The sequence below is a fragment of the Streptomyces sp. Wb2n-11 genome, assembly GCF_001049855.1.
GTDB lineage: Bacteria > Actinomycetota > Actinomycetes > Streptomycetales > Streptomycetaceae > Streptomyces > Streptomyces altiplanensis.
This window is the reverse complement of sequence record NZ_CVPB01000001.1, coordinates 1,780,486-1,805,000: the sequence shown is the minus strand read 5'-3', so window position 1 is coordinate 1,805,000 and position 24,515 is coordinate 1,780,486. Positions and strand designations below refer to the sequence as shown.

Genomic DNA, 24,515 nt, shown 5'->3' with positions numbered 1-24,515 from the left:
CAGGAACCGATGAAGGACGTGGGAGGCCACGATAGTCCCCGGGGAGCCGTCAACCAGGCTTTGATCCGGGGGTTTCCGAATGGGGAAACCCGGCAGTCGTCATGGGCTGTCACCCGTACCTGAACACATAGGGTGCGTGGAGGGAACGCGGGGAAGTGAAACATCTCAGTACCCGCAGGAAGAGAAAACAACCGTGATTCCGGGAGTAGTGGCGAGCGAAACCGGATGAGGCCAAACCGTATGCGTGTGATACCCGGCAGGGGTTGCGCATGCGGGGTTGTGGGATTGCACTTCGACAGTCTGCCGGCTGTTGGGCGAGTCAGAAACCGTTGGTGTAGGCGAAGGACATGCGAAAGGTCCGGCGTAGAGGGTAAGACCCCCGTAGCTGAAACATCAACGGCTTGCTTGTGCAACACCCAAGTAGCACGGGGCCCGAGAAATCCCGTGTGAATCTGGCGGGACCACCCGTTAAGCCTAAATATTCCCTGGTGACCGATAGCGGATAGTACCGTGAGGGAATGGTGAAAAGTACCGCGGGAGCGGAGTGAAATAGTACCTGAAACCGTGTGCCTACAAGCCGTGGGAGCGTCGCTGTATGTGCTTGCACATGCGGTCGTGACTGCGTGCCTTTTGAAGAATGAGCCTGCGAGTTAGCGGTGTGTAGCGAGGTTAACCCGTGTGGGGAAGCCGTAGCGAAAGCGAGTCCGAACAGGGCGGTTGAGTTGCACGCTCTAGACCCGAAGCGGAGTGATCTAGCCATGGGCAGGTTGAAGCGGAGGTAAGACTTCGTGGAGGACCGAACCCACCAGGGTTGAAAACCTGGGGGATGACCTGTGGTTAGGGGTGAAAGGCCAATCAAACTCCGTGATAGCTGGTTCTCCCCGAAATGCATTTAGGTGCAGCGTCGTGTGTTTCTTGCCGGAGGTAGAGCACTGGATAGGCGATGGGCCCTACCGGGTTACTGACCTTAGCCAAACTCCGAATGCCGGTAAGTGAGAGCACGGCAGTGAGACTGTGGGGGATAAGCTCCATGGTCGAGAGGGAAACAGCCCAGAGCATCGACTAAGGCCCCTAAGCGTACGCTAAGTGGGAAAGGATGTGGAGTCGCAGAGACAACCAGGAGGTTGGCTTAGAAGCAGCCACCCTTGAAAGAGTGCGTAATAGCTCACTGGTCAAGTGATTCCGCGCCGACAATGTAGCGGGGCTCAAGCGTACCGCCGAAGTCGTGTCATTCACACATATATCCCCAACGGGAGTGTGGATGGGTAGGGGAGCGTCGTGTGCCGGGTGAAGCCGCGCCGGAAGGCAGTGGTGGACGGTACACGAGTGAGAATGCAGGCATGAGTAGCGATACACACGTGAGAAACGTGTGCGCCGATTGACTAAGGGTTCCTGGGTCAAGCTGATCTGCCCAGGGTAAGTCGGGACCTAAGGCGAGGCCGACAGGCGTAGTCGATGGACAACCGGTTGATATTCCGGTACCCGCTTTGAAACGCCCAGTATCGAATCCTCTGATGCTAAGGCCGTGAAGCCGTCCCGGAGCCTTCGGGCAAAGGGAAGTGGTGGAGCCGCCGGCCCAAGGTGGTAGTAGGTAAGCGATGGGGTGACGCAGGAAGGTAGTCCAGCCCGGGCGGTGGTTGTCCCGGGGTAAGGGTGTAGGCCGAGGGGTAGGCAAATCCGTCCCTCATCAAGGCTGAGACCTGATGCCGAGCCGATTGTGGTGAAGTGGATGATCCTATGCTGTCGAGAAAAGCCTCTAGCGAGTTTCATGGCGGCCCGTACCCTAAACCGACTCAGGTGGTCAGGTAGAGAATACCGAGGCGTTCGGGTGAACTATGGTTAAGGAACTCGGCAAAATGCCCCCGTAACTTCGGGAGAAGGGGGGCCATCACCGGTGACGAGTCTTGCACTCCGAGCTGGGGGTGGCCGCAGAGACCAGCGAGAAGCGACTGTTTACTAAAAACACAGGTCCGTGCGAAGCCGTAAGGCGATGTATACGGACTGACGCCTGCCCGGTGCTGGAACGTTAAGGGGACCGGTTAGTGACCTTTCGGGGTTGCGAAGCTGAGAACTTAAGCGCCAGTAAACGGCGGTGGTAACTATAACCATCCTAAGGTAGCGAAATTCCTTGTCGGGTAAGTTCCGACCTGCACGAATGGCGTAACGACTTCTCGACTGTCTCAACCATAGGCCCGGTGAAATTGCACTACGAGTAAAGATGCTCGTTTCGCGCAGAAGGACGGAAAGACCCCGGGACCTTTACTACAGTTTGATATTGGTGTTCGGTTCGGCTTGTGTAGGATAGGTGGGAGACTTTGAAGCATGCACGCCAGTGTGTGTGGAGTCAATCTTGAAATACCACTCTGGTCGTGCTGGATGTCTAACCTCGGTCCGTGATCCGGATCAGGGACAGTGTCTGATGGGTAGTTTAACTGGGGCGGTTGCCTCCTAAAGAGTAACGGAGGCGCCCAAAGGTTCCCTCAGCCTGGTTGGCAATCAGGTGTTGAGTGTAAGTGCACAAGGGAGCTTGACTGTGAGACCGACGGGTCGAGCAGGGACGAAAGTCGGGACTAGTGATCCGGCAGTGGCTTGTGGAAGCGCTGTCGCTCAACGGATAAAAGGTACCCCGGGGATAACAGGCTGATCTTCCCCAAGAGTCCATATCGACGGGATGGTTTGGCACCTCGATGTCGGCTCGTCGCATCCTGGGGCTGGAGTCGGTCCCAAGGGTTGGGCTGTTCGCCCATTAAAGCGGTACGCGAGCTGGGTTTAGAACGTCGTGAGACAGTTCGGTCCCTATCCTCTGCGCGCGTAGGAATATTGAGAAGGGCTGTCCCTAGTACGAGAGGACCGGGACGGACGAACCTCTGGTGTGCCAGTTGTCCTGCCAAGGGCATGGCTGGTTGGCTACGTTCGGAAAGGATAACCGCTGAAAGCATCTAAGCGGGAAGCCTGCTTCGAGATGAGTGTTCCCACCCCCTTCGAGGGGTTAAGGCTCCCAGTAGACGACTGGGTTGATAGGCCAGATGTGGAAGCCCGGCAACGGGTGGAGCTGACTGGTACTAATAGGCCGAGGGCTTGTCCTCAGTTGCTCGCGTCCACTGTGTTTGTTCTGAAGTAACGAACCGTGCCCATGTCCGGTTGGTTCAACTTCACAGTGTTTCGGTGGTCATAGCGTTAGGGAAACGCCCGGTTACATTCCGAACCCGGAAGCTAAGCCTTTCAGCGCCGATGGTACTGCAGGGGGGACCCTGTGGGAGAGTAGGACACCGCCGAACAAATATTCAACGCTGGTCTCCGAACTTCGGTTCGGAGACCAGCGTTTTTTTATGCCTTGTTACTTGGTGTTCACGTTGTACGACGAGCATCCTCAGACATGGGGACGATCGGAATGCTGAAGTCCGCGGGTGTCGGTGCCGGCGACGAGGTCATCGTGTCGGCGTACGGGAACGTCGAGGTGGCCGAGGCCGTGCTGGCTGTTGGTGCCCTGCCCGTGTTCGCTGACATCGACGAGGCGACGTACTGCCTGGATCCGGATGCTGCCGAGGCTGCCCTGACGTCGCGTACGGCCGCCCTTGTCGCCGTACCGCGATTCGGATATCAGGCCGGCGTGCGGCCGTTGCAGGAGCTCGGGCGCCGGCGAGGGCTTCTCGTGGTGGAGCACCACGAGGAGGTCGGCCGACCTGATCAGAGTGCGCTCGCTCAGCGACAGGTGCAGGCGGCTTATTTGGACCGGCGGCTCACCGGGGTGCGGACCCCGGGAGCGTGTGCGGGGCACACGTATCAGGAGTACGTCGTCCGGGTTCCCGGGAACGGGCGGCCCGACCGTGATGCCTTCGCCCGCGCTGTGCGGCGCAGGGGGGTGGAGTGCCGGGTGCCCGTGAAGACACCCGTGCACCGGTTGCACGCCTTCCGGCAGGAGGTCTGTCTGCCCGAGACCGAACGTGCTGCCGACGAGACACTCGCGCTGCCCGTCGGCGGACCGCTGTCGCGCAGGGATCTTCAGCGCGTCGTCGCTGCCTGCAATGCGCTCGGCGGGCTCCTTCAACCGGCCTTCTAGTACTCCAGTGCGGTTTCGTGATCTATCCAGCGGGTTCGCCGGCGGCTCGTCGTCGGTAGTGGCTGCGTCGGGCTATTGCCTGGTGGCGCCGGCGCCAGTTGGACCAGTGCAGCAATCTGGCCGCGGTCACGGCTGGTGGGTGGAAGACGGCGACGAGTAGGTGTCGGATCTCCGGGACGGTCAGCGTGATCGGATCGTGGCTGCGGGCGAAGTGGTGTGCATGGGCGGGCCGTTCGGGGACCGCGTCGGAGGCGAGGGCGGTCAGGAAGGCCAGGGCAAGCATGGCGAGCGTGATGTGCCGGTGCCAGGAGGTCCAGTGCCTCACCTGGTAGTGGTCGAGTCCGACCTGACTCTTGGCGGCCTGGAAGCACTCCTCGACGCTCCAGCGGGCCCCGGCAACGCGGACCAGTTCGGACAGGGGCACTTCGGTGGGTGACCAGCACAGGTAGAAGGCGAGTTCGCCGGTGGACCGGTTGCGTCGGATGAGCAGGTGGCGGTGGCTGCCGGTGCCGATGTGGATCCAGGCCCAGTCGTAGTACCGCGGCCCCTTCGCGCCGTTGCCGGCGCTGTGCCGCTGCCAGGCCGTGGCAGGCAGGCGGTCGGTGACGATGTCCGCGCGGACGGCAGTGCGGCCGTGGTTGATTCTCACCCGCATCGAGCAGGCGACGGCCAGGACATAGCCGGTGCCGCGTGTTTCCAGGGCGGCGCGGAGCTGGGGGTCCTGGCCGTACGCTTCGTCGCCGGTCACCCAGGAGGCGGCGATCCCGGCGTCCAGCGCGGCGGCGATCATCTCCAAGGCCAGAGTGGGCTTGGTGGCGAACTGCACCGTCTCGGGTATCCCGGCCGCGGTGCGGCGTTCGGGATTATCGGACCAGGAGTGCTCGGGCAGGTAGAGCCGTCGGTCGATCAGGGCCCGTCCCCGGCTGGTGGCCAGGGCGAGGAACACGCCGACCTGCGAGTTTTCGATGCGTCCCGCGGTGCCGGTGTACTGCCTCTGCACTCCTGCCGAGGAGCGGCCCTTCTTCAGGAAGCCGGTCTCGTCGACTACGAGAACGCCGCCGTCGGCGCCGAGGTGTTCGGCGGCGTAGGCACGCAGGTCGTCGCGGACCGCATCGGCGTCCCAGCGGGCGTAGCGCAGCAGGCGCTGCATCGGCCCGGGCCGGGCATGGCCGGCCTGTTCGGCCAGTTGCCAGCAGTTCTTCCGTTCGACGCTCGACAGCAGCCCGAGCAGGTAGGCGCGGGCCGCGGCCCGGGGTTCAACTCGGCCGAACCTGCCCGCGATCCGGGCCATGACCTGGTCGAACATCGCCCGCCAGCGAGCAGGGTCTACGCTATGGCCCACGGCCACCGCACGATCTTCAGGAGTCCACACAACCCCCGATGATCACGCGGTGGCCGTACCCGTTCCCAGCCGGGGCCGCGACAAGATCGCGAAGTCAGACTGGAGTACTAGGACCTTTGTTTGGGGTGGTGGGCGAAGAACTCCGCCATCGGGCCGGTCGTGTTGAGGCAGTCTTCCGGCTCGGCCATGTCCGCCGCCCGGCCCGGAGGGAGGAGTGTTCAGAGCACCTTCGGATTCGGGTATGCTTTATCTCGTTGCCGCAGCGCAGCACAGGCCCCAATAGCTCAGTCGGTAGAGCGTCTCCATGGTAAGGAGAAGGTCTACGGTTCGATTCCGTATTGGGGCTCAACACACGAAAGGCCCCCGCCAACCGGCGGGGGCCTTTCGCGTACTTCCGTACGTGCTACAGGGGAGTGTGCGGCATCGGGACGCGCATGGCGAGGATGGCCATGTCGTCGGAGGCCGGTTCCGCGGCGAAGCGCTCCACGGCGCGCAGGATGCGGGAGGCGACCGCGCCGGCCGTCAGGCCCGTGCAGGTGGCCAGGACGTCGGCGAGGCCGTCGTCGCCGAGCATGCGGGTGCCTTCGCGGCGCTCGGTGATGCCGTCGGTGACGCACAGGAGTACGTCGCCCGGGTCGAGGGTGACCATCTGCTCGTACAGTTCCAGGTCCTCCATGACGCCGAGCAGCGGCTGCGGTTCGGCGGCCGGCTCGACCGTGCCGTCCGGGCGCAGGCGCAGGGGGAGGGGATGGCCCGCGCAGACGACCTTGAGGATGGCGCTGCCGTCCTCCTGAGGCCACAGCTCGCCGTACAGGAGCGTCAGGAAGCGGCTGCGGGCACCCTCGTCGAGGATCGCCGCGTTGAGGCGTTCCAGGACGGCGGGGCCGCTGAAGCCTTCCCGGGCGAGGAGGCGCAGGGCGTGGCGGGCGAGGCCGGTGACGGCGGCGGCCTCGGGGCCGGTGCCGCAGACGTCGCCGATGGCGAAGCCGTACGCGCCGTCGCGGATCGGGAAGAGGTCGTAGAAGTCGCCGCCGACTTCGTTGCCCTCGCCTGCGGCGCGGTAGATGACCTCCACCTCGACGTTCGGGACGACCGGGAGCTCCGGGGGGAGCAGGCTGCGCTGGAGGGACTGGCTGATGGCCACGCGCTCGGAGTACAGCCGTGCGTTGTCGAGGGCGAGCGCGGCGCGGCGGGAGAGGTCCTCCGCGAGTTCGAGGATCTCCTGGCGGAAGTGGTCGTCGGTGGGCTTGCCGAGGGTCAGCATGCCGATGACGCGGTTGCGGGCCACCAGGGGGAGCACGACCGTCTCGCCGCCGACCGCTGCCGCCGTGGCGAGTGTGGTGCCGATGCCCGAGCCCAGGTGCGGGGTGGAGCCGAGGCCGAGGCTGCGCATCGACGTACGGAGTGCTGCCTGGTGGGCGGCTTCGCCGGGGGCTCCCCAGATGCGGGCGCCGGGAGTCGGGACCGGCTCCGGAGGGGAGATCTTGGAGAGCAGGGCCTTGAGGCCGTCGATGCGCTCCTCGTCCTCGTGGAGTACGAACGAGAGGTACGGCTCCGAGGACTGGTCGGCGATGGTGTAGACGGCGCACCAGGTGGCGAGGGTGGGAACCGTCATCTGCGCCATCAGGGCGAGGGTCTGGTCACGGTCGAGCGTACCGGCGAGGAGGTCGGAGGCCTCGACGAGGAAGGAGAGGGATCCCCGGCGGAGGCGTTCCAGCTCGCCGAGGCGGGCCGATTCGACGGCGAGCGCGATGCGGTCGGCGGCGAACTGGAGGCGCAGGGCGTCTTCGTTCGAGTAGCGGCCGGGGGCTTCGGCGGCGACGCCGAGTGAGCCGGTGAGGCGGCCTTCGACCTTGAGGGGGACGGTGACGACCGAGCGCATGCCGGTGCCGTTGAGGAGCGGGACGGCCCCCGGGACGGCCGTGAGGTCCTCGTGGACGGCGGGCATGCGGGCGGAGCCGTAGCGGCCGGTGCCGGCCTCCACGGGGACGCGGGCGAAGCGCTGGCGGGCGGAGGGCAGGCCGGTGGTGGCCCGTACCTCCAGCTCGGTCTCGTCGTCGGTGGCGAGGAGCAGGAAGGCGGAGTCGGCGTCCAGCATGTCCCGGGAGCGCTCGACGGTGCGCTGGAGGAGTCCGTCGAGGTCGTCGGGGGCGGGGGAGCCGATGAAGACCTCGAAGGGGTCCGCCGTGCGGCCTTCGGAGAGGGGCCCGCCGACGCTGTCGGAGGGGGTGCGCTGGGGGGACTGGATCACCGCGCGTTCGAAGTCGCGTACCAGGAGGCAGACGGTGGAGGGCTCGCCGGACGTGTCCCGTACGCGGAGGTGGGAGGCGTACACGGCGAGGGTGCGGCCGTCGGCGCAGCGGACGCCGTAGCTGCCTTCCCAGCGGGAGAGCTGGAGGGCGTCCGCGATGCCGGTGGCCATGCCGGGGCTGTGCGGCCAGGCGGCGAAGTCGGTGAGCTGCTTGCCGGTGACCTGGTCGGCGGCGTACCCGAAGAGCTCTTCGGCGTCTTCGTTCCAGGCGCTGATCGCCCCGGAGCGGTCGATCTGGACGACGGCTACGCGGATGCGGCCGTCGGCGACCGGGAGGAGCTCGACGGGGAGGACGGGGCCGGCGGAGCGGATGCCCACCGGGCGCTGGGGGAGGTCGAGCTGGAACCAGACGTGTTTGTGGGTGGGGGCGTAATCGACGCCCCAGCGGGCGGCGAGGGCGGCGCACAGCAGCAGGCCGCGGCCGCCTTCGCGGTCGGGGCTGCCGAAGGACTGGGCCATGCCCTGGAGCGGGACCTCGCGCTCGGGGTAGCGGTCGCCGACTTCGACGCGGACGCCGTCGTCCGTACGCAGGCAGAGCACGTCGGCGGTGGTGCCGGCGTGCACCACCGCGTTCGTGACGAGCTCGCTGGTGAGGACGACGGCGTCGTCCACGATGTCGGCATAGCCCCACCCCTGGAGTGTGTCCCTGACAAAAGCGCGGGCGGTCGCGACGGACCGTCCCACGGGGTCGAAGCTGGCAGCCGCCCGCGCGGTGATCACAGAACTCCTCGTACGCGTATCGACGCCCGGCTCTGCCATGATCGGCCCGCCCCTCCGGTGCCCGGTGGTGGATCTCGCGTCACCGCCCCCGCCGGGCGGACCGGGGCGGCTGGTCAGCCGGAAACCAGGTTACTTACCTTCGCTGCCCGTGCGGATGCCGGTTACCAGTGTTTCCGCCCCGAGAGCGCGGGGAGGGGTGTGCGAAGCTGCCGAACTGTTATGGCCTGGTTCGGCCAGGGTGAAACACTGGGAGTGTTTCGGGCACAGCCCGGTGAGTACGGTCGACCCCTGCGGGAGGGACACGGTGGAGTCTGGCGCAGCCGCGCGGAGCACCAGCACGCGCGCAAAAGGCGGACGGTCCCGGAACAATGGGACAACCGAAGTGGATACGGCGGCCCTGAACAGGCTGCTGCAGGCCCTTGTGACGATGCGGGACGGCAATTTCCGTAAACGCCTGACGGTGTCGGGCGACGGGGTGATGGCCGAGATCGCCGCTGTCTTCAATGAGGTGGCCGACCGGAACCTGCATCTGACCGGTGAGATCGCCCGGGTGCGGCGCATGGTCGGACGTGAGGGGAAACTGGCCGAGAGGCTGGAGACGGGCGCCTGTGAGGGCTCCTGGGCGACCGCGATCGACGCGTCGAACGCCCTGGTGGACGATCTCGCACGGCCTGTCTCCGAGGTCGGGCGGGTGCTGTCCGCGGTGGCGGACGGCGACCTCGACCAGCGGATGGAGCTGCGGACGCAGGGGGGCGACGGCGCGGAGGGTGCGGGGCATCCGCTGCGCGGTGAGTTCCTGAAGGTCGGACGTACGGTCAACAACCTGGTCGACCAGCTGTCGGCGTTCACGGACGAGGTGACGCGGGTCGCCCTCGAGGTGGGCACCGAGGGCAAGCTGGGCGGTCAGGCGCAGGTGCGCGGTATGTCCGGTTCGTGGAAGGACCTCACGGATTCGGTCAACACCATGGCGTACCGGCTCACGGCCCAGGTGCGTGACATTGCTCTCGTTACGACGGCGGTTGCCAAGGGTGATCTGTCACGCAAAGTGACCGTTCATGTGGCCGGTGAGATGCTTCAGCTGAAGAACACCGTCAACACGATGGTCGACCAGCTGTCGTCGTTCTCCTCCGAGGTGACCCGCGTCGCGCGTGAGGTGGGTACGGAGGGCGAGCTGGGCGGTCAGGCCCAGGTGCCCGGTGTCGCGGGTGTGTGGAAGGACCTGACGGACTCCGTCAACCTGATGGCGGGGAACCTGACCGCGCAGGTGCGGGGGATCGCCGAGGTGACCACGGCGGTCGCCAACGGTGATCTGTCGCGGAAGGTGACGGTGAGCGCGCGGGGCGAGGTCGCCCAGCTCGCCGAGACGATCAATCAGATGACCGAGACGCTGCGTACGTTCGCGGACGAGGTCACGCGGGTGGCGAGCGAGGTCGGTGGCGAGGGCCTGCTGGGCGGTCAGGCGCAGGTGCCGGGTGCCGCGGGCACGTGGAAGGACCTGACGGACTCCGTCAACACGGTCTTCCGGAATCTCACGACGCAGGTGCGGGACATCGCGCAGGTCACGACGGCGGTGGCCAACGGTGACATGACGCAGAAGGTCACGGTCGACGTCGCCGGCGAGATGCTGGAACTGAAGAACACCGTCAACACCATGGTGGACCAGCTCCAGTCCTTCGGTTCCGAAGTGACGCGGGTGGCGCGTGAGGTCGGCGTCGAAGGTCTGCTGGGCGGTCAGGCGCAGGTGCCGGGTGCCGCGGGCACGTGGAAGGACCTGACGGACTCCGTCAACACGGCCTTCCGGAACCTGACCGGGCAGGTGCGCAACATCGCGCAGGTGACCACGGCGGTGGCCAACGGTGATCTGTCGCAGAAGGTCACGGTCGACGTGTCCGGCGAGATGCTGGAACTGAAGAACACCGTCAACACGATGGTCGACCAGCTGTCCTCCTTCGCCGACCAGGTGACGCGGATGGCGCGTGACGTGGGTACGGAGGGCCGCCTCGGCGGCCAGGCGCGGGTGGACGGCGTCAGCGGTACGTGGAAGGAACTCACCGACTCCGTCAACTTCATGGCGGGCAACCTGACGTCGCAGGTACGGCAGATCGCGCAGGTCACGACCGCGGTGGCCCGCGGCGATCTGTCGCAGAAGATCGACGTGGACGCGCGCGGCGAGATCCTGGAGCTGAAGAACACCATCAACACGATGGTCGACCAGTTGTCGTCGTTCGCCGAGCAGGTGACCCGGGTGGCCCGCGAGGTGGGTACGGACGGCCGGCTGGGCGGTCAGGCGCAGGTGCCGGGTGTCGCCGGCGTATGGCGCGACCTGACGGACTCCGTGAACGGCATGGCCGGGAACCTCACCGCCCAGGTCCGCAACATCGCGCAGGTCGCGACCGCGGTGGCCCGCGGCGATCTGTCGCAGAAGATCGACGTGGACGCGCGCGGCGAGATCCTGGAGCTGAAGAACACCCTCAACACGATGGTGGACCAGCTGTCGAACTTCGCCGAGCAGGTGACCCGGGTGGCCCGCGAGGTGGGCACCGAGGGCATCCTGGGCGGCCAGGCGGAGGTCCAGGGTGTCAGCGGTACGTGGAAGGACCTCACCCAGTCCGTCAACTTCATGGCGAACAACCTGACTTCGCAGGTGCGCAACATCGCCGAGGTGACGACGGCGGTCGCCAAGGGCGACCTGTCGAAGAAGATCACCGTGGACGCCAAGGGCGAGATCCTGGAACTGGTGACGACCGTCAACACGATGGTCGACCAGCTGTCGTCGTTCGCCGACGAGGTGACGCGGGTCGCCCGTGAGGTGGGTACCGAGGGCATTCTCGGCGGTCAGGCCAGGGTGCGCGGGGTCACCGGCATCTGGAAGGACCTCAGCGACAACGTCAACCTGATGGCCAACAACCTGACTTCGCAGGTGCGGAACATCTCGCAGGTCTCGGCGGCGGTCGCCAACGGCGATCTGACGAAGAAGGTGACGGTCGAGGCGCGCGGCGAGGTCGCGCAGCTCGCCGACACCGTCAACACCATGGTGACGACGCTGTCGTCGTTCGCCGACGAGGTCACGCGCGTGGCCCGAGAGGTGGGCACGGAAGGGGAGCTGGGCGGCCAGGCGCGCGTTCCGGGCGTCTCCGGTACGTGGAAGGACCTCACCGAGTCCGTGAACTCGATGGCGTCGAACCTGACCGGACAGGTCCGCCAGATCGCCATGGTCACCACCGCCATCGCCAAGGGCGACCTGACCAAGAAGATCGACATCGACGCGCGCGGCGAGATCCTGGAGCTCAAGACCACGATCAACACGATGGTGGACCAGCTGTCGTCGTTCGCCGACCAGGTGACACGGGTCGCCCGAGAGGTGGGTACGGACGGCCAGCTGGGCGGCCAGGCGCGCGTACGCGACGTGGACGGCACCTGGCGCGACCTGACCGAGTCCGTGAACGAGATGGCGGGGAACCTGACCCGGCAGGTACGCGCCATCGCGGCGGTGGCCACCGCGGTGACCCGCGGTGACCTCAACCTCAAGATCGATGTCGATGCGCGCGGCGAGATCCAGGTCCTCCAGGACAACATCAACACGATGATCGCCAACCTGCGCGACACCACCCTCGCCAACAAGGAACAGGACTGGCTCAAGGGCAACCTGGCCCGCATCTCGGGACTGATGCAGGGCCGCCGTGATCTCGACGACGTGGCCTCGCTGATCATGAGTGAGCTCACGCCGGTGGTCTCGGCGCAGCACGGCGCGTTCTTCCTGGCCCTGTCGACGCGCGGCACGGCCGAGGTGGGGGCGGACGAGGACAGCCCGTACGAGCTGCGCATGCGCGGCAGCTACGGCTACTCGGCGGGCTCCATGCCGACGTCCTTCAGGCCCGGTGAGACGCTCATCGGCACGGCGGCGGAGGAGAAGCGCACCATCCTGGTGGACAATGTGCCGCCGGGTTATCTCAAGATCTCTTCCGGTCTCGGCGAGGCACCGCCCGCCCATGTGATCGTGCTGCCGGTGCTCTTCGAGGGGAAGGTCCTCGGCGTGATCGAGCTGGCGTCCTTCCAGCCCTTCACCCAGATCCAGAAGGACTTCCTCAACCAGATCGCCGAGATGATCGCGACGAGTGTCAACACCATCAGCGTCAACACGAAGACCGAGGTGCTGCTGGAGCAGTCGCAGGAGCTGACCGAGCAACTGCGGGAGCGCTCCGCGGAGTTGGAGAACCGGCAGAAGGCCCTTCAGGAGTCCAACGCCGAACTGGAGGAGAAGGCCGAGCTGCTGGCCCGGCAGAACCGCGACATCGAGGTGAAGAACACCGAGATCGAAGAGGCCAGGCAGGTCCTGGAGGAGCGCGCCGAGCAGCTCGCGGTCTCGATGCGCTACAAGTCCGAGTTCCTGGCGAACATGTCGCACGAGCTGCGTACGCCGCTCAACTCCCTGCTCATCCTGGCGAAGCTGCTCGCGGACAACGCGGAGGGCAATCTCTCCCCGAAGCAGGTGGAGTTCGCCGAGACGATCCACGGCGCCGGCTCCGACCTGCTCCAGCTGATCAACGACATCCTCGACCTGTCGAAGGTCGAGGCGGGCAAGATGGACGTCAGCCCGACCCGGATCGCGCTGGTCCAGCTGGTCGACTACGTGGAGGCGACCTTCAGGCCGCTCACCGCGGAGAAGGGACTCGACTTCTCGGTACGGGTGTCCCCGGAGCTGCCCGCGACGCTGCACACGGACGAGCAGCGGCTGCTGCAGGTGCTGCGCAACCTCCTGTCCAACGCGGTGAAGTTCACCGACACGGGGGCCGTCGAGCTCGTCATCCGGCCGGCCAACGCCGACGTACCGGACGCCATCCGCGAGCAGTTGCTGGAGGCCGGTTCGCTGCGCGACGCGGACGCCGATCTCATCGCCTTCTCGGTCACCGACACCGGCATCGGGATCGCGGCCGGCAAGATGCGGGTGATCTTCGAGGCGTTCAAGCAGGCCGACGGGACCACCAGCAGGAAGTACGGAGGAACGGGTCTCGGCCTGTCCATCAGCCGGGAGATCGCCAGGCTGCTGGGCGGCGAGATCCACGCGGCGAGCGAGCCGGGCCGCGGCTCGACGTTCACGCTCTACCTGCCGCTGCACCCGAGCGAACTGCCGCCGCAGGGGTACCCGCAGTTCACGCCCGGCGGCATGGAGCCGCTGCGCGGTGGCGCCGCCGTGGTGCCCGATGCCGGGCTGCCGGCCGACACGGGTCTCGCCCGGCTGCCTTCCGACCCGCAGACCGGTCCCGCCGGGCTGTTCCGGCGCCGTCGCAAGGCGATGGGCGCCGCTGAGCAGCGGTCCGCGCTGCCGGGGCAGTCCGGCCAGCCCGCGGCCGTACCGCAGGCTCCGGCGGCCCCCCAGGAGCCGCGGCCCGAGAGCGGCCAGGAGGCGGCGGTGCCCGAGCCGCGGCGCGGCATCATGTTCGACAACGAGAAGGTGCTGATCGTCGACGACGACATCCGCAACGTCTTCGCGCTCACGAGCGTGCTGGAGCAGCACGGGCTCTCCGTGCTGTACGCGGAGAACGGCCGGGAGGGCATCGAAGTCATGGAGCAGCACGACGACGTGACGCTCGTGCTGATGGACATCATGATGCCGGAGATGGACGGCTACGCGACGACGACGGCGATCCGCAGGATGCCGCAGTTCGCCGGACTGCCGATCATCGCGCTGACGGCGAAGGCGATGAAGGGCGACCGGGAGAAGGCCATCGAGTCCGGCGCTTCCGACTATGTGACGAAGCCGGTCGATCCCGATCATCTGCTCTCGGTGATGGAGCAGTGGATGCGTGGGGAGTGATCGTAAGCTGTACGAAACCCGGTGGCTTGTTGACTGACTGTGGCCGAAGGCGTGTGAGTCGGCGGTATACGGGGAACCTTCTGGTCTCCCACCGCGTTTCTGCTACGTACACAGTGACATCGCGGTGACAGGGTGTGTCGACAGGTGGGGTGCGGCTACGATGACCGGCACAAGGACGGGCGACGCAAGAGAGTCGTCCCCCGGGGCGGCGCCCGGTGCACTGCCGGGGCGAGGAGGGCGGGCCATGGTACAGAAGGCCAAGATCCTCCTGGTCGATGACCGGCCGGAGAATCTGTTGGCGCTGGAGGCCATTCTCTCTGCGCTGGATCAGACACTGGTACGGGCATCGTCAGGGGAGGAAGCGCTCAAAGCGCTGTTGACGGACGACTTCGCGGTCATTCTGCTGGACGTCCAGATGCCGGGCATGGACGGTTTCGAGACCGCCGCGCACATCAAGCGGCGAGAACGGACCCGGGACATCCCGATCATCTTCCTCACCGCCATCAACCACGGCCCGCACCACACCTTCCGGGGTTACGCGGCGGGCGCCGTGGACTACATCTCGAAGCCGTTCGACCCATGGGTGCTGCGCGCCAAGGTCTCGGTCTTCGTCGAGCTGTACATGAAGAACTGCCAACTGCGTGAGCAGGCCGCGCTGCTGCGCCTCCAGCTGGAGGGCGGCGGCCAGGCGGGCGGTGTGGGCGACACGAGGGAGCCCGCCGGCCTCCTCGCCGAACTCTCGGCGCGCCTCGCGGCGGTCGAGGAGCAGGCCGAGGCGCTCTCCAAGCAGCTCGACGACGAGTCCGCGGACGCCGCGGCCGTCGCGACGGCGGCTCACCTGGAGCGCAAGCTCACCGGCCTGCGCCGGGCCCTCGACGCGCTCGAACCGGGCACCAACGGCGCTACGCCGCCCTTCCCTTCGCAGAACTGACCGGGCCCGGTGGAGCCGCATGAGGCGCCGTCAGTTTCCGGCCCTCCGCTCCACGACACGAACGGGTGAAGCGGTGGGCACACGTGTCCGTCGCGGCCCGCACCGGTAACCTCACCACCATGGCCTCACGTACGTCCGGCAAGGGCTCCCAAGGCACGGCGGGCACCGCGAAGCCGCGCGCCGGCCGTACCCCCGGCGTCGCGAAGAAAGCGGCGCCCGTCAGGAAGACCGCCGCGAAGAAGTCCCCACCCGTCAAAAAGGTGCCCGCGAAGAAGGTGTCCGCGAAGAAGGCGGCGGCCAGGCCCGTTCCCAAGCCGGCGCCGTCCCCCACCGCGGGCGTGTACCGGCTCGTCCGTGCCCTCTGGCTGGGGACGGCGCACGGTGTGGGCGCGATGTTCCGCGGAATAGGGCGTGGTGCGAAGGGGCTCGACCCGGCGCACCGCAAGGACGGCGTGGCGCTGCTCCTGCTCGCACTCGCGCTGATCGTCGCCGCCGGCACCTGGGCACAGCTGCGCGGCCCGGTCGGCGACCTCGTCGAGATGCTGGTGACCGGCGCCTTCGGGCGGCTCGACCTGCTGGTGCCGATACTGCTGGGCACCGTCGCCGTACGGCTGATCCTGCATCCGGAGAAGCCCGAGGCCAACGGCCGGATTGTGATCGGGCTCTCCGCCCTCGTCATCGGCGTTCTCGGGCAGGTCCACGTCGCCTGCGGATCGCCCGCACGTGACGACGGCATCGAGGCGCTGAGGGACGCCGGCGGTCTGATCGGCTGGGCCGCTTCCGCACCGCTGGTCTTCACCATGGGCAGCGTCCTCGCCGTACCTCTTCTGCTGCTGCTCACCGTCTTCGGGCTGCTGGTCGTCACCGCTACGCCGGTCAACGCCATCCCGCAGCGGCTGCGGCAGCTCGGCATCATGCTGGGGATCCTCCCGATGCCTCCGGAGGAGTTCGAGGACGAAGAGCGGTACGAGGAGCAGTGGCGCCAGGCGCTCCCCGCCGGCGCGCGCCGCCCGGCCGCGCGCCGGGGTGAAGCGCCCGCGGTCTACGACGCGGACCTCGCCGAGGAGGAGGCACTCACGCGCCGCCGGTCCCGCCGGTCCTCTGCCGCACCCGCCGCGCAGCCCGCGTCCGCGCGTTCCATGGACGCCGTGGACGTGGCCGCGGCCGCCGCTGCCGCGCTGGACGGCGCCGTACTGAACGGACTGCCGCCCTCGGCCCTCGTGGCGGACCTGACGCAGGGCGTCTCCACAGAGCGCCCCGCCGCCGTTCCGCCCGCGCGCGCGGGCGCCGGGAGGGCGGAGCGCGCGACGGCTTCCGGGCCGGAGCCCGCGTCCGGTTCGGCGTCCGGTTCCGTGTCCGGGGGGAAGGTGGCGGATCTGACCAAGGCACCCCCCGCGGAGCCCCAGCCGCTGCCGCCCCGCGCCGAGCAGCTCCGGCTCGCCGGGGACATCACCTACTCCCTGCCCTCGCTGGACCTGCTGGAGCGCGGCGGCCCCGGCAAGACGCGCAGCGCTGCCAACGACGCTGTCGTCGCCTCACTGACGAACGTCTTCACGGAGTTCAAGGTCGACGCGGCCGTCACCGGCTTCACCCGGGGACCGACGGTCACGCGGTACGAGGTGGAGCTGGGCCCGGCCGTGAAGGTCGAGCGGATCACGGCGCTCGCCAAGAACATCGCGTACGCGGTCGCCAGTCCGGACGTACGCATCATCAGCCCGATCCCCGGCAAGTCCGCCGTCGGCATCGAGATCCCGAACAGCGACCGCGAGATGGTCAAGCTGGGCGACGTGCTGCGGCTCGCGGACGCCGCCGAGGACGACCACCCGATGCTCGTCGCGCTCGGCAAGAACGTCGAGGGCGGCTACGAGATGGCCAACCTCGCGAAGATGCCGCACGTCCTGGTCGCGGGCGCCACCGGGTCCGGAAAGTCGTCCTGCATCAACTGCCTGATCACCTCGGTCATGGTGCGGGCTACCCCCGAGGACGTACGGATGGTGCTGGTCGACCCGAAGCGGGTCGAGCTCACGGCGTACGAGGGCATCCCGCACCTGATCACCCCGATCATCACCAACCCCAAGCGGGCCGCCGAGGCGCTCCAGTGGGTCGTACGGGAAATGGACCTGCGCTACGACGACCTGGCGGCGTACGGCTACCGGCACATCGACGACTTCAACCAGGCGGTGCGCAGCGGGAAGGCGAAGCCGCCGGAGGGCAGCGAGCGGGAACTGTCGCCGTACCCGTACCTGCTCGTGATCGTCGACGAGCTCGCGGACCTGATGATGGTCGCGCCGCGTGACGTCGAGGACTCCATCGTCCGCATCACCCAGTTGGCCCGCGCCGCGGGTATCCATCTGGTACTCGCCACCCAGCGTCCCTCCGTGGACGTCGTCACCGGCCTGATCAAGGCGAACGTGCCTTCGCGGCTGGCCTTCGCGACGTCCTCGCTCGCGGACAGCCGGGTCATCCTCGACCAGCCGGGCGCCGAGAAGCTGATCGGCAAGGGCGACGGCCTCTTCCTGCCGATGGGTGCCAACAAACCGACCCGTATGCAGGGCGCTTTCGTGACGGAGGACGAGGTCGCGGCGATCGTCCAGCACTGCAAGGACCAGATGGCGCCGGTCTTCAGGGACGACGTCGTGGTCGGGACGGCGAAGAAGAAGGACATCGACGAGGACATCGGCGACGACCTGGACCTTCTGTGCCAGGCGGCCGAGCTGGTGGTGTCCACGCAGTTCGGCTCGACCTCGATGCTCCAGCGGAAGCTGCGTGTCGGTTTCGCGAAGGCGGGCAGGCTCATGGACCTGATGGAGTCCCGGAACATCGTCGGGCCGAGCGAAGGTTCCAAGGCGCGCGACGTACTGGTGAAACCGGATGAACTGGACGGGGTGCTCGCGGTGATCCGAGGGACGCTCACCCGTAAGGGGGCGGTGAGCAACCGTTTCTGTTGTTCATACGTCCAGTTGATGGGAGGGAGAGACAAATGGTGTCACCATCGGGTTGTCAGGCGGTTCTGATGGCGTACACAGTCCGCCCTCCCAGTTGCCCCAGGCTTTCGTACCCCCCTAGACTGAACAGCCAGCAGGTGGCTCACGCTCGAAAGGCGCCCCCGTGTCCATCGGCAGATCTCCCGAAGACGACCGGCCTTCGATCGAAGACGACCGGCCCTTGATCGGACGCGCACTCCAGCAGGCCCGTGTGGCCGCAGGCCTGACGGTCGACGAGGTCAGTGGCTCGACCCGGGTGCGCGTCCCCATCGTGCACGCGATCGAGCAGGAAGACTTCAGCCGCTGCGGCGGCGACGTGTACGCACGCGGACACATCCGTATGCTCGCTCGCGCCGTCGGTCTCGATCCTGACGCCCTGGTCGCGCAGTACGACGCCGCGCACGGCGGCCGTCCCGAGCCCACGCCCGCAGCACCGCTCTTCGAGGCGGAACGGATCCGTCCCGAGTCGCGCCGCCCCAACTGGACCGCGGCGATGGTCGCCGCCATCGTCGCCGTCGTCGGCTTCGTCGGTTTCACGCTCTTCAACGGTGCCGACGGGAGCGGAGGCTCGGTGGACGTCGCCGAAGGCTCCATGCCCGCCACGACGAAACCGGCCGGCAAGCCCACCCCGGCCAAGCCCGCCGACCCCAAGCCCGACCCGTCGGACAGCGCCATCGCGGCGGTTCCGTCCGACCAGGTGACGGTCGCCCTCACCGCCAAGGAGGGCAAGAGCTGGATCTCGGCGAAGGACCACAACGGCAGGCTGCTCTTCGACGGTCTCCTGCTCCAGGGCGAGTCCAAGACCTTCACGGACAAGGAGAAGATCGACCTCGTGCTCGGTGACGCCGGGGCGATGCAGTTGTTCGTGAACGGCAAGGAGGTCGGGAACAAGTTCGAGGCGGGGCAGGTCCAGCGGCTGACGTACACGAGGGGTGACCCGGGGGTCGGCGTCGGCTGACCGGAGGCCGGGCAGAGGCAGGGGCAGGACGGCCGGGGCCCGGAATTCCGGGCACCGGCCCCCGCGAACCCTCGGGCGGGGGCGCGCGCCGGGACAAAGTAGTCTTGAGCCCATGCCCGAACGCCGCACCGTCGCCCTTGTCACTCTCGGCTGCGCCCGTAATGAGGTGGACTCGGAGGAGCTGGCAGGCCGCTTGGCAGCGGACGGCTGGCACCTCGTCGAGGACGCCTCGGACGCGGACGTCGCCGTCGTCAACACCTGTGGATTCGTCGAAGCCGCCAAGAAGGACTCCGTCGACGCCCTGCTGGAAGCCAACGACCTGAAGGACCACGGCAGGACCCAGGCCGTCGTCGCCGTGGGCTGCATGGCCGAGCGGTACGGCAAGGAGCTGGCGGAGGCACTGCCCGAGGCCGACGGCGTACTCGGGTTCGACGACTACGCCGACATCTCCGACCGCCTCCAGACCATCCTCAACGGTGGCATCCACGCGTCCCACACCCCGCGCGACCGGCGCAAGCTGCTGCCCATCAGCCCCACCGAGCGCCAGGACGCCTCCGACGTGGCACTGCCCGGGCACGCGCAGGACACGCCGCCCGAGGACCTGCCCGACGGCCTCGCGCCGGCATCGGGGCCACGTGCACCGCTGCGGCAGCGTCTCGGGAAGAGCCCTGTCGCGTCCGTGAAGCTCGCGTCCGGGTGCGACCGCAGGTGTTCCTTCTGCGCCATTCCGTCGTTCCGCGGATCGTTCATCTCGCGCCGCCCCTCGGACGTACTGGGAGAGACGCGCTGGCTGGCCGAGCAGGGCGTCAAGGAGATCATGCTGGTCTCCGAGAACAACACGTCGTACGGCAAGGACCTCGGAGACATCCGGCTCCTGGAGACCCTGCTGCCGGAGCTGGCGGAGGTCGACGGCATCGAGCGGGTGCGGGTCAGCTACCTGCAGCCCGCGGAGATGCGGCCCGGCCTGATCGACGTACTGACCTCCACGCCGAAGATCGCGCCGTACTTCGACCTGTCCTTCCAGCACTCGGCGGCCGGTGTGCTGCGCTCGATGCGGCGCTTCGGTGACACCGACCGCTTCCTGGAGCTGCTGGAGACGATCCGCGGCAAGGCGCCGCAGGCCGGTGTCCGGTCCAACTTCATCGTCGGGTTCCCCGGCGAGAGCGAGGCGGACCTCGGCGAGCTGGAGCGCTTCCTCACGGGTGCGCGACTGGACGCGATCGGCGTCTTCGGGTACTCCGACGAGGAGGGCACCGAGGCGGTCACGTACGAGAACAAGCTGGACGCCGACGTCATCGCCGAACGCCTCGAGCACATCTCGCGCCTCGCCGACGAGCTGACCGCCCAGCGGGCCGAGGAGCGGCTCGGCGAGACGGTCGAGGTGCTGGTCGAGTCGGTCGAGGGCGAGGACGGCGCGGTGGGCCGGGCGGCGCACCAGGCGCCCGAGACGGACGGCCAGGTGCTCTTCACGACGGGTCAGGGGCTCGCGGTCGGCCGTATGGTCGTGGCGAAGGTGGTCGCCACCGAAGGCGTGGACCTGGTGGCGGAACCCTACGACCTTCTGGGAGGCGACCCCCAGACCCCCGACGAGGAGGCAGGCAGATGACCGGAGTCCCGGCATCCGCCGCGGGCGGAACCGGCGCGAAGCCGGCGCCCGGCGGCAAGCTGGGCGCTGCGGCCGTCAACCAGGCCAGCCTGTGGAACATCGCCAATGTCCTGACCATGATGCGGCTGGTGCTCGTGCCCGGCTTCGTGATGCTGATGCTCCAGGACGGCGGGTACGACCCGGCCTGGCGCGCGTGGGCGTGGGCGGCCTTCGCCGTCGCGATGATCACGGACATCTTCGACGGGCATCTGGCCCGTACGTACAACCTGGTCACCGACTTCGGGAAGATCGCCGACCCGATCGCCGACAAGGCGATCATGGGCGCGGCGCTGATCTGCCTGTCGGCGCTCGGGGACCTGCCGTGGTGGGTGACGGGCGTCATTCTCTTCCGGGAGCTGGGCATCACGGTGCTGCGCTTCTGGGTGATCAGGCACGGGGTCATTCCGGCCAGCCGCGGCGGCAAGATGAAGACGCTCATGCAGGGTGTGGCGGTCGGGATGTACGTGCTGGCGCTGACCGGGCCGCTCGCGACGCTGCGGTTCTGGGTGATGGCGGCGGCGGTCGTGCTGACGGTGGTGACCGGACTCGACTATGTGCGCCAGGCCGTGGTGCTGCGGCGGGCCGGTATCGCGGCGGGGGCGTCCCGGTGACAGGCGGCTGCTCTGCCGGGAGTGCGGCTGGTGGTGCGACGGGTACTGCTGCGGCTGATGGAGTCAGTGGGGTCGGTGCGAGCGCTGTGAGCACTGGGGCTGCTGCGGCCGAGGTGCTGGAGATGCTGGCCGGGCGGGGTGAGACGCTTGCCGTCGCCGAATCGCTCACCGGTGGTCTGGTGGCGGCCGAGCTGACGTCCGTACCCGGCGCTTCGCGGGTCTTCCGCGGGTCCGTCACGGCGTACTCCACGGAACTGAAGCGGGACGTCCTCGGGGTCGACGCGGCCCTTCTGGAGCAGCGCGGGGCCGTGGATCCTGAGGTCGCGCGGCAGATGGCGGCCGGGGTGCGGCAGGTGCTCGGGGCCGGCTGGGGAATCGCGACCACGGGTGTCGCGGGGCCCGAGACACAGGACGGGAAGCCCGTCGGGACGGTTTTCGTGGCGGTCGCGGGGCCGGACGGCAGCGGGAAAGTCGCCCCGTTGAGGTTGAACGGGGACCGGGCGGTAATTCGTAGGGAGAGCGTACGGAGCGCGTTGATCATGCTCTCCGGCGAACTGAAGGAAAATGCGCGGGCACAGGATACGGAACAGAACGGGGGGAATTGATGTTTGCAGCCCTGAGTGAACACGACATCGCTCCCCGCACGGCCGCAGCGCAAGGCGGTACGGTGGGGCGTGAAGGATGCGGCTACGCGGTCCGAGGAGGGAGCCACCGATGATTCTGCTCCGTCGCCTGCTTGGTGACGTGCTGCGTCGGCAGCGCCAACGCCAGGGCCGTACTCTGCGCGAAGTCTCCTCGTCCGCCCGAGTCTCACTCGGCTATCTATCCGAGGTGGAGCGGGGGCAGAAGGAGGCTTCCTCCGAACTGCTCTCCGCTATCTGCGACGCGCTTGACGTACGGATGTCCGAGCTCATGCGCGAAGTGAGTGATGAGTTGTCGCTGGCCGAGCTGGCGGAGTCGGCTGCGAGCGAGCCGGTGCGTCCACCGGTACGCCCGATGCTCAATTCCGTTTCGGTGACGTCAGTGGCAGGTGTGCCACAGGAACGGGTGACGATCACGGCACCCGCGGAAGCGGTGGATGTGGTCGCCGCCTGACGGTGGTGCCTGGCTGCGCCGCCTGAGTGCGGCTGAGATGTGCGAACGAGCCCCGGCGGGCCCTCAGGGACCTCCGGGGCTCTTTTCTGTCCCTGAGTGACCGTTTTGTTCTATATGTGCCATGGTGGTGAAGGCTGTGAAGGATCGGTTCGTCGGTTCCTGAGGAGGAAGCGGATGTCTGTCGTGAGGAGCACCTTGCCCGAGGCGGATCTCAAGGTGGTGGGTGAGGCCCTGCAGGGCGCGCTCGTGGACCTGGTGGATCTCTCACTGGTGGCCAAGCAGGTCCACTGGAACGTGGTGGGGCCGCGATTCCGGTCCGTACATCTGCAGCTCGACGAGGTGGTCGACACGGCGCGGCTGCACTCCGACTCGGTCGCCGAGCGGGCCTCGGCGCTGGGCGTCAATCCGGACGGGCGGTCCGCGAGTGTGGCGCGGGCGACGGCGATCCCGGAGGTGCCGTCGGGGTGGATCAAAGATGCCGACGCCGTGCGGATTCTGGTGGACGCGCTCGGTGTCGTGGTGAGGCGCATGCGGGAGCGGCTCGAGGCGACCGGTGAGCCGGATCCGGTGAGCCAGGACATCATCATCGGGCTGACCGCGGACCTCGAGAAGCACGCCTGGATGTTCCAGGCCGAGACTGCGTAGCGCGTGCGGGTGGTGTCTGGGGCGGGTGAGTGCGCCTAGGGTGCGCCGGGTGTGCTTCCGGTGCGCCCTCCCGCCGGGTGAGGGGACCCGTCTAGCGTCTGGCGCCTGACGCGTCGGTCGGAGGAGGCAGCCATGGCATGGCGCGGCTTCCGGGGACGCGGGGCTCTGCTTGTTCTTCCGCTGGGGTGCGTGTTCGGCGCGGTGTGGTGGTGGGCCGTACTGAGGCTTGTGCTGCTGCCGGAGCAGGCGGGGGTGGTCGAGGGCGTGGTGGCGGCGGGCGGCTGGGGGCTGAGCCTGCTGCCGGTCCATGTGGTGCCGGCGGCCGAGGCGGGCGGGGGGCCGGGGCGTCCGCGGGGGTACGGGCTTGTGCCGGGGCTGGGCAGGGCTGCCGGGGCGTGGTCGCTCATGGTGACCAGGGTGTCGCGACGCCGCCGTTCGGGCGGAGGGCCTGGCCCGCCGCCCTGAGGCCGGAGACGTCCGGGGCTGGGTGGAGGACCGTGCGCGCGATCCGGATGCGTGGCTTCGTGCGGATGCGCGGATCCGAGTGCGGCGACGTGAGTACGCCATGTCGGTCAGGGGCGCGTCGGTCAGAGGGCGGGTCGGCCGGGAGCCGGGCCGGACTGGCAGCGGGGACACCAGTAGGTGGGACGGAGGCGACTGCCGTCGCCCTGGTCGGCCTGGCGGACCGGGGTGCCGCAGCGCAGGCAGGGGCGGCCGGAGCGGCCGTACACGTAGAGGGGCGCGGGGAGGGCGGGCAGGGTGGTGCGGCGGCGCCCCGGGTTGTGCCGGTTGGCCTCCAGGACGCGCTTGGCGGCAGCGACCAGGCGTTCCGGGGCGGGGAGAGCGCCGACGGGCAGCCAGGGGGTCACGCGGGCCAGGAAGCACAGCTCCGACTTGTAGATGTTGCCGATGCCGGCGAGGTTGCGCTGGTCGAGAAGAGCTTCGCCGAGGGGGCGGGCGGGATCCGTCAGGAGGCGGCGGAGCGCTTCGCCGGCGTCCCAGTCCGGGCCCAGGAGGTCGGGACCGAGGTGACCGACGACGCCGGCTTCGTCGTGGGTCCGGATCAGTTCGAGCACCGGAAGGCGGTAGCCCACGGCGGTGTGCCCGGTGGTGGCGAGGATGGCGCGGATCTCGTGGGCGGGGCCGCCGCGCCATCGTTCGCCGGGGGTGTAGATCTTCCAGGCGCCGTCCATCCGGAGGTGGGAGTGGAGGGTGAGTCCGCCTTCGACGCGGGTGAGGAGGTGCTTGCCGCGAGGGGTGACGTCCAGGACGGTGCGGCCGGTCAGGTCGGCGGTGGCGAACCGGGGGACGCGGAGGTCGGCGCGGGTGAGGATGTGCCCGGCGAGGGCGGTGTGCAGGCGCTGGGCGGCCTGCCAGACGGAGTCTCCTTCGGGCATG

13 protein-coding genes, 1 tRNA gene, 2 rRNA genes and 1 pseudogene (1 of these 17 running past the window's edge) are annotated in these 24,515 nt (G+C 68.0%); 14 read left to right on the top strand and 3 right to left on the bottom strand.

Translation table 11 applies throughout. The annotated features are described in order from the left end of the window. The 3 genes from BN1555_RS07915 to BN1555_RS07905 form a co-directional block, all read left to right on the top strand. Nucleotides 1–3,086 (top strand): 23S ribosomal RNA (locus tag BN1555_RS07915) (it extends 39 nt beyond the left edge of the window). Between the two features lie 75 nt (nucleotides 3,087–3,161). After that, a 5S ribosomal RNA gene (gene rrf, locus BN1555_RS07910) occupies nucleotides 3,162–3,278 on the top strand. Between the two features lie 113 nt (nucleotides 3,279–3,391). Then, entirely contained in the window at nucleotides 3,392–4,060 is a 669-nt protein-coding gene (locus tag BN1555_RS07905; protein ID WP_369689028.1) for a DegT/DnrJ/EryC1/StrS family aminotransferase, read from the top strand. Nucleotides 4,061–4,082: 22 nt separating this feature from the next. Here the strand turns inward: BN1555_RS07905 and BN1555_RS07900 are convergent, their stop codons facing one another. Beyond that, nucleotides 4,083–5,351 carry an IS701 family transposase gene (locus BN1555_RS07900; RefSeq protein ID WP_093803272.1) on the bottom strand — a complete coding sequence of 423 codons (1,269 nt, stop codon included), beginning with the start codon at nucleotides 5,349–5,351 and terminating at the stop codon, nucleotides 4,083–4,085. A gap of 324 nt (nucleotides 5,352–5,675) precedes the next feature. Between BN1555_RS07900 and BN1555_RS07895 the strand changes: the two genes are divergently transcribed. After that, nucleotides 5,676–5,748: transfer RNA gene (locus BN1555_RS07895), tRNA-Thr, on the top strand. 57 nt (nucleotides 5,749–5,805) lie between these two features. On the opposite strand, the gene BN1555_RS07890 is transcribed toward BN1555_RS07895, so the two are convergent. Further along, nucleotides 5,806–8,472: a SpoIIE family protein phosphatase gene (locus BN1555_RS07890; protein ID WP_093798708.1), complete on the bottom strand. Its 2,667-nt coding sequence runs from the start codon at nucleotides 8,470–8,472 to the stop codon at nucleotides 5,806–5,808. Nucleotides 8,473–8,737: 265 nt separating this feature from the next. Between BN1555_RS07890 and BN1555_RS07885 the strand changes: the two genes are divergently transcribed. From BN1555_RS07885 to BN1555_RS07840, 10 genes are all read left to right on the top strand, one after another. Then, nucleotides 8,738–14,248, top strand: coding sequence for a HAMP domain-containing protein (locus BN1555_RS07885; protein WP_176709992.1), 5,511 nt, complete (start codon nucleotides 8,738–8,740; stop codon nucleotides 14,246–14,248). 244 nt (nucleotides 14,249–14,492) lie between these two features. Further along, nucleotides 14,493–15,179 carry a response regulator gene (locus BN1555_RS07880; protein ID WP_093798706.1) on the top strand — a complete coding sequence of 229 codons (687 nt, stop codon included), beginning with the start codon at nucleotides 14,493–14,495 and terminating at the stop codon, nucleotides 15,177–15,179. A 119-nt stretch (nucleotides 15,180–15,298) separates the two neighbouring features. Beyond that, nucleotides 15,299–18,193, top strand: a complete 2,895-nt coding sequence (locus BN1555_RS07875; protein WP_093803271.1) for a DNA translocase FtsK — start codon at nucleotides 15,299–15,301, stop codon at nucleotides 18,191–18,193. A gap of 94 nt (nucleotides 18,194–18,287) precedes the next feature. Then, nucleotides 18,288–19,121 carry a helix-turn-helix domain-containing protein gene (locus BN1555_RS07870; RefSeq protein WP_093798705.1) on the top strand — a complete coding sequence of 278 codons (834 nt, stop codon included), beginning with the start codon at nucleotides 18,288–18,290 and terminating at the stop codon, nucleotides 19,119–19,121. A 112-nt stretch (nucleotides 19,122–19,233) separates the two neighbouring features. Then, nucleotides 19,234–20,727 (top strand): 30S ribosomal protein S12 methylthiotransferase RimO, encoded by a 1,494-nt coding sequence (gene rimO / locus BN1555_RS07865; protein WP_093798704.1) that lies wholly within the window; start codon nucleotides 19,234–19,236, stop codon nucleotides 20,725–20,727. Next, nucleotides 20,724–21,377 (top strand): CDP-diacylglycerol--glycerol-3-phosphate 3-phosphatidyltransferase, encoded by a 654-nt coding sequence (gene pgsA / locus BN1555_RS07860; protein WP_093798703.1) that lies wholly within the window; start codon nucleotides 20,724–20,726, stop codon nucleotides 21,375–21,377. The genes rimO and pgsA overlap by 4 nt, the downstream gene beginning before the upstream one ends. An 86-nt stretch (nucleotides 21,378–21,463) precedes the next feature. Next, entirely contained in the window at nucleotides 21,464–21,982 is a 519-nt protein-coding gene (locus BN1555_RS07855; protein ID WP_255305931.1) for a CinA family protein, read from the top strand. 109 nt (nucleotides 21,983–22,091) lie between these two features. After that, nucleotides 22,092–22,472 (top strand): helix-turn-helix domain-containing protein, encoded by a 381-nt coding sequence (locus BN1555_RS07850; RefSeq protein ID WP_093798702.1) that lies wholly within the window; start codon nucleotides 22,092–22,094, stop codon nucleotides 22,470–22,472. Between the two features lie 174 nt (nucleotides 22,473–22,646). Further along, nucleotides 22,647–23,117: a Dps family protein gene (locus tag BN1555_RS07845; RefSeq protein ID WP_093798701.1), complete on the top strand. Its 471-nt coding sequence runs from the start codon at nucleotides 22,647–22,649 to the stop codon at nucleotides 23,115–23,117. Nucleotides 23,118–23,249: 132 nt separating this feature from the next. Beyond that, nucleotides 23,250–23,582 carry a hypothetical protein gene (locus BN1555_RS07840; RefSeq protein WP_176709991.1) on the top strand — a complete coding sequence of 111 codons (333 nt, stop codon included), beginning with the start codon at nucleotides 23,250–23,252 and terminating at the stop codon, nucleotides 23,580–23,582. A gap of 122 nt (nucleotides 23,583–23,704) precedes the next feature. On the opposite strand, the pseudogene BN1555_RS07835 reads toward BN1555_RS07840, so the two are convergent. Beyond that, nucleotides 23,705–24,502 (bottom strand): annotated as a pseudogene (locus tag BN1555_RS07835) (Fpg/Nei family DNA glycosylase); the annotation flags it as partial. Between the last annotated feature and the right edge of the window lie 13 nt (nucleotides 24,503–24,515).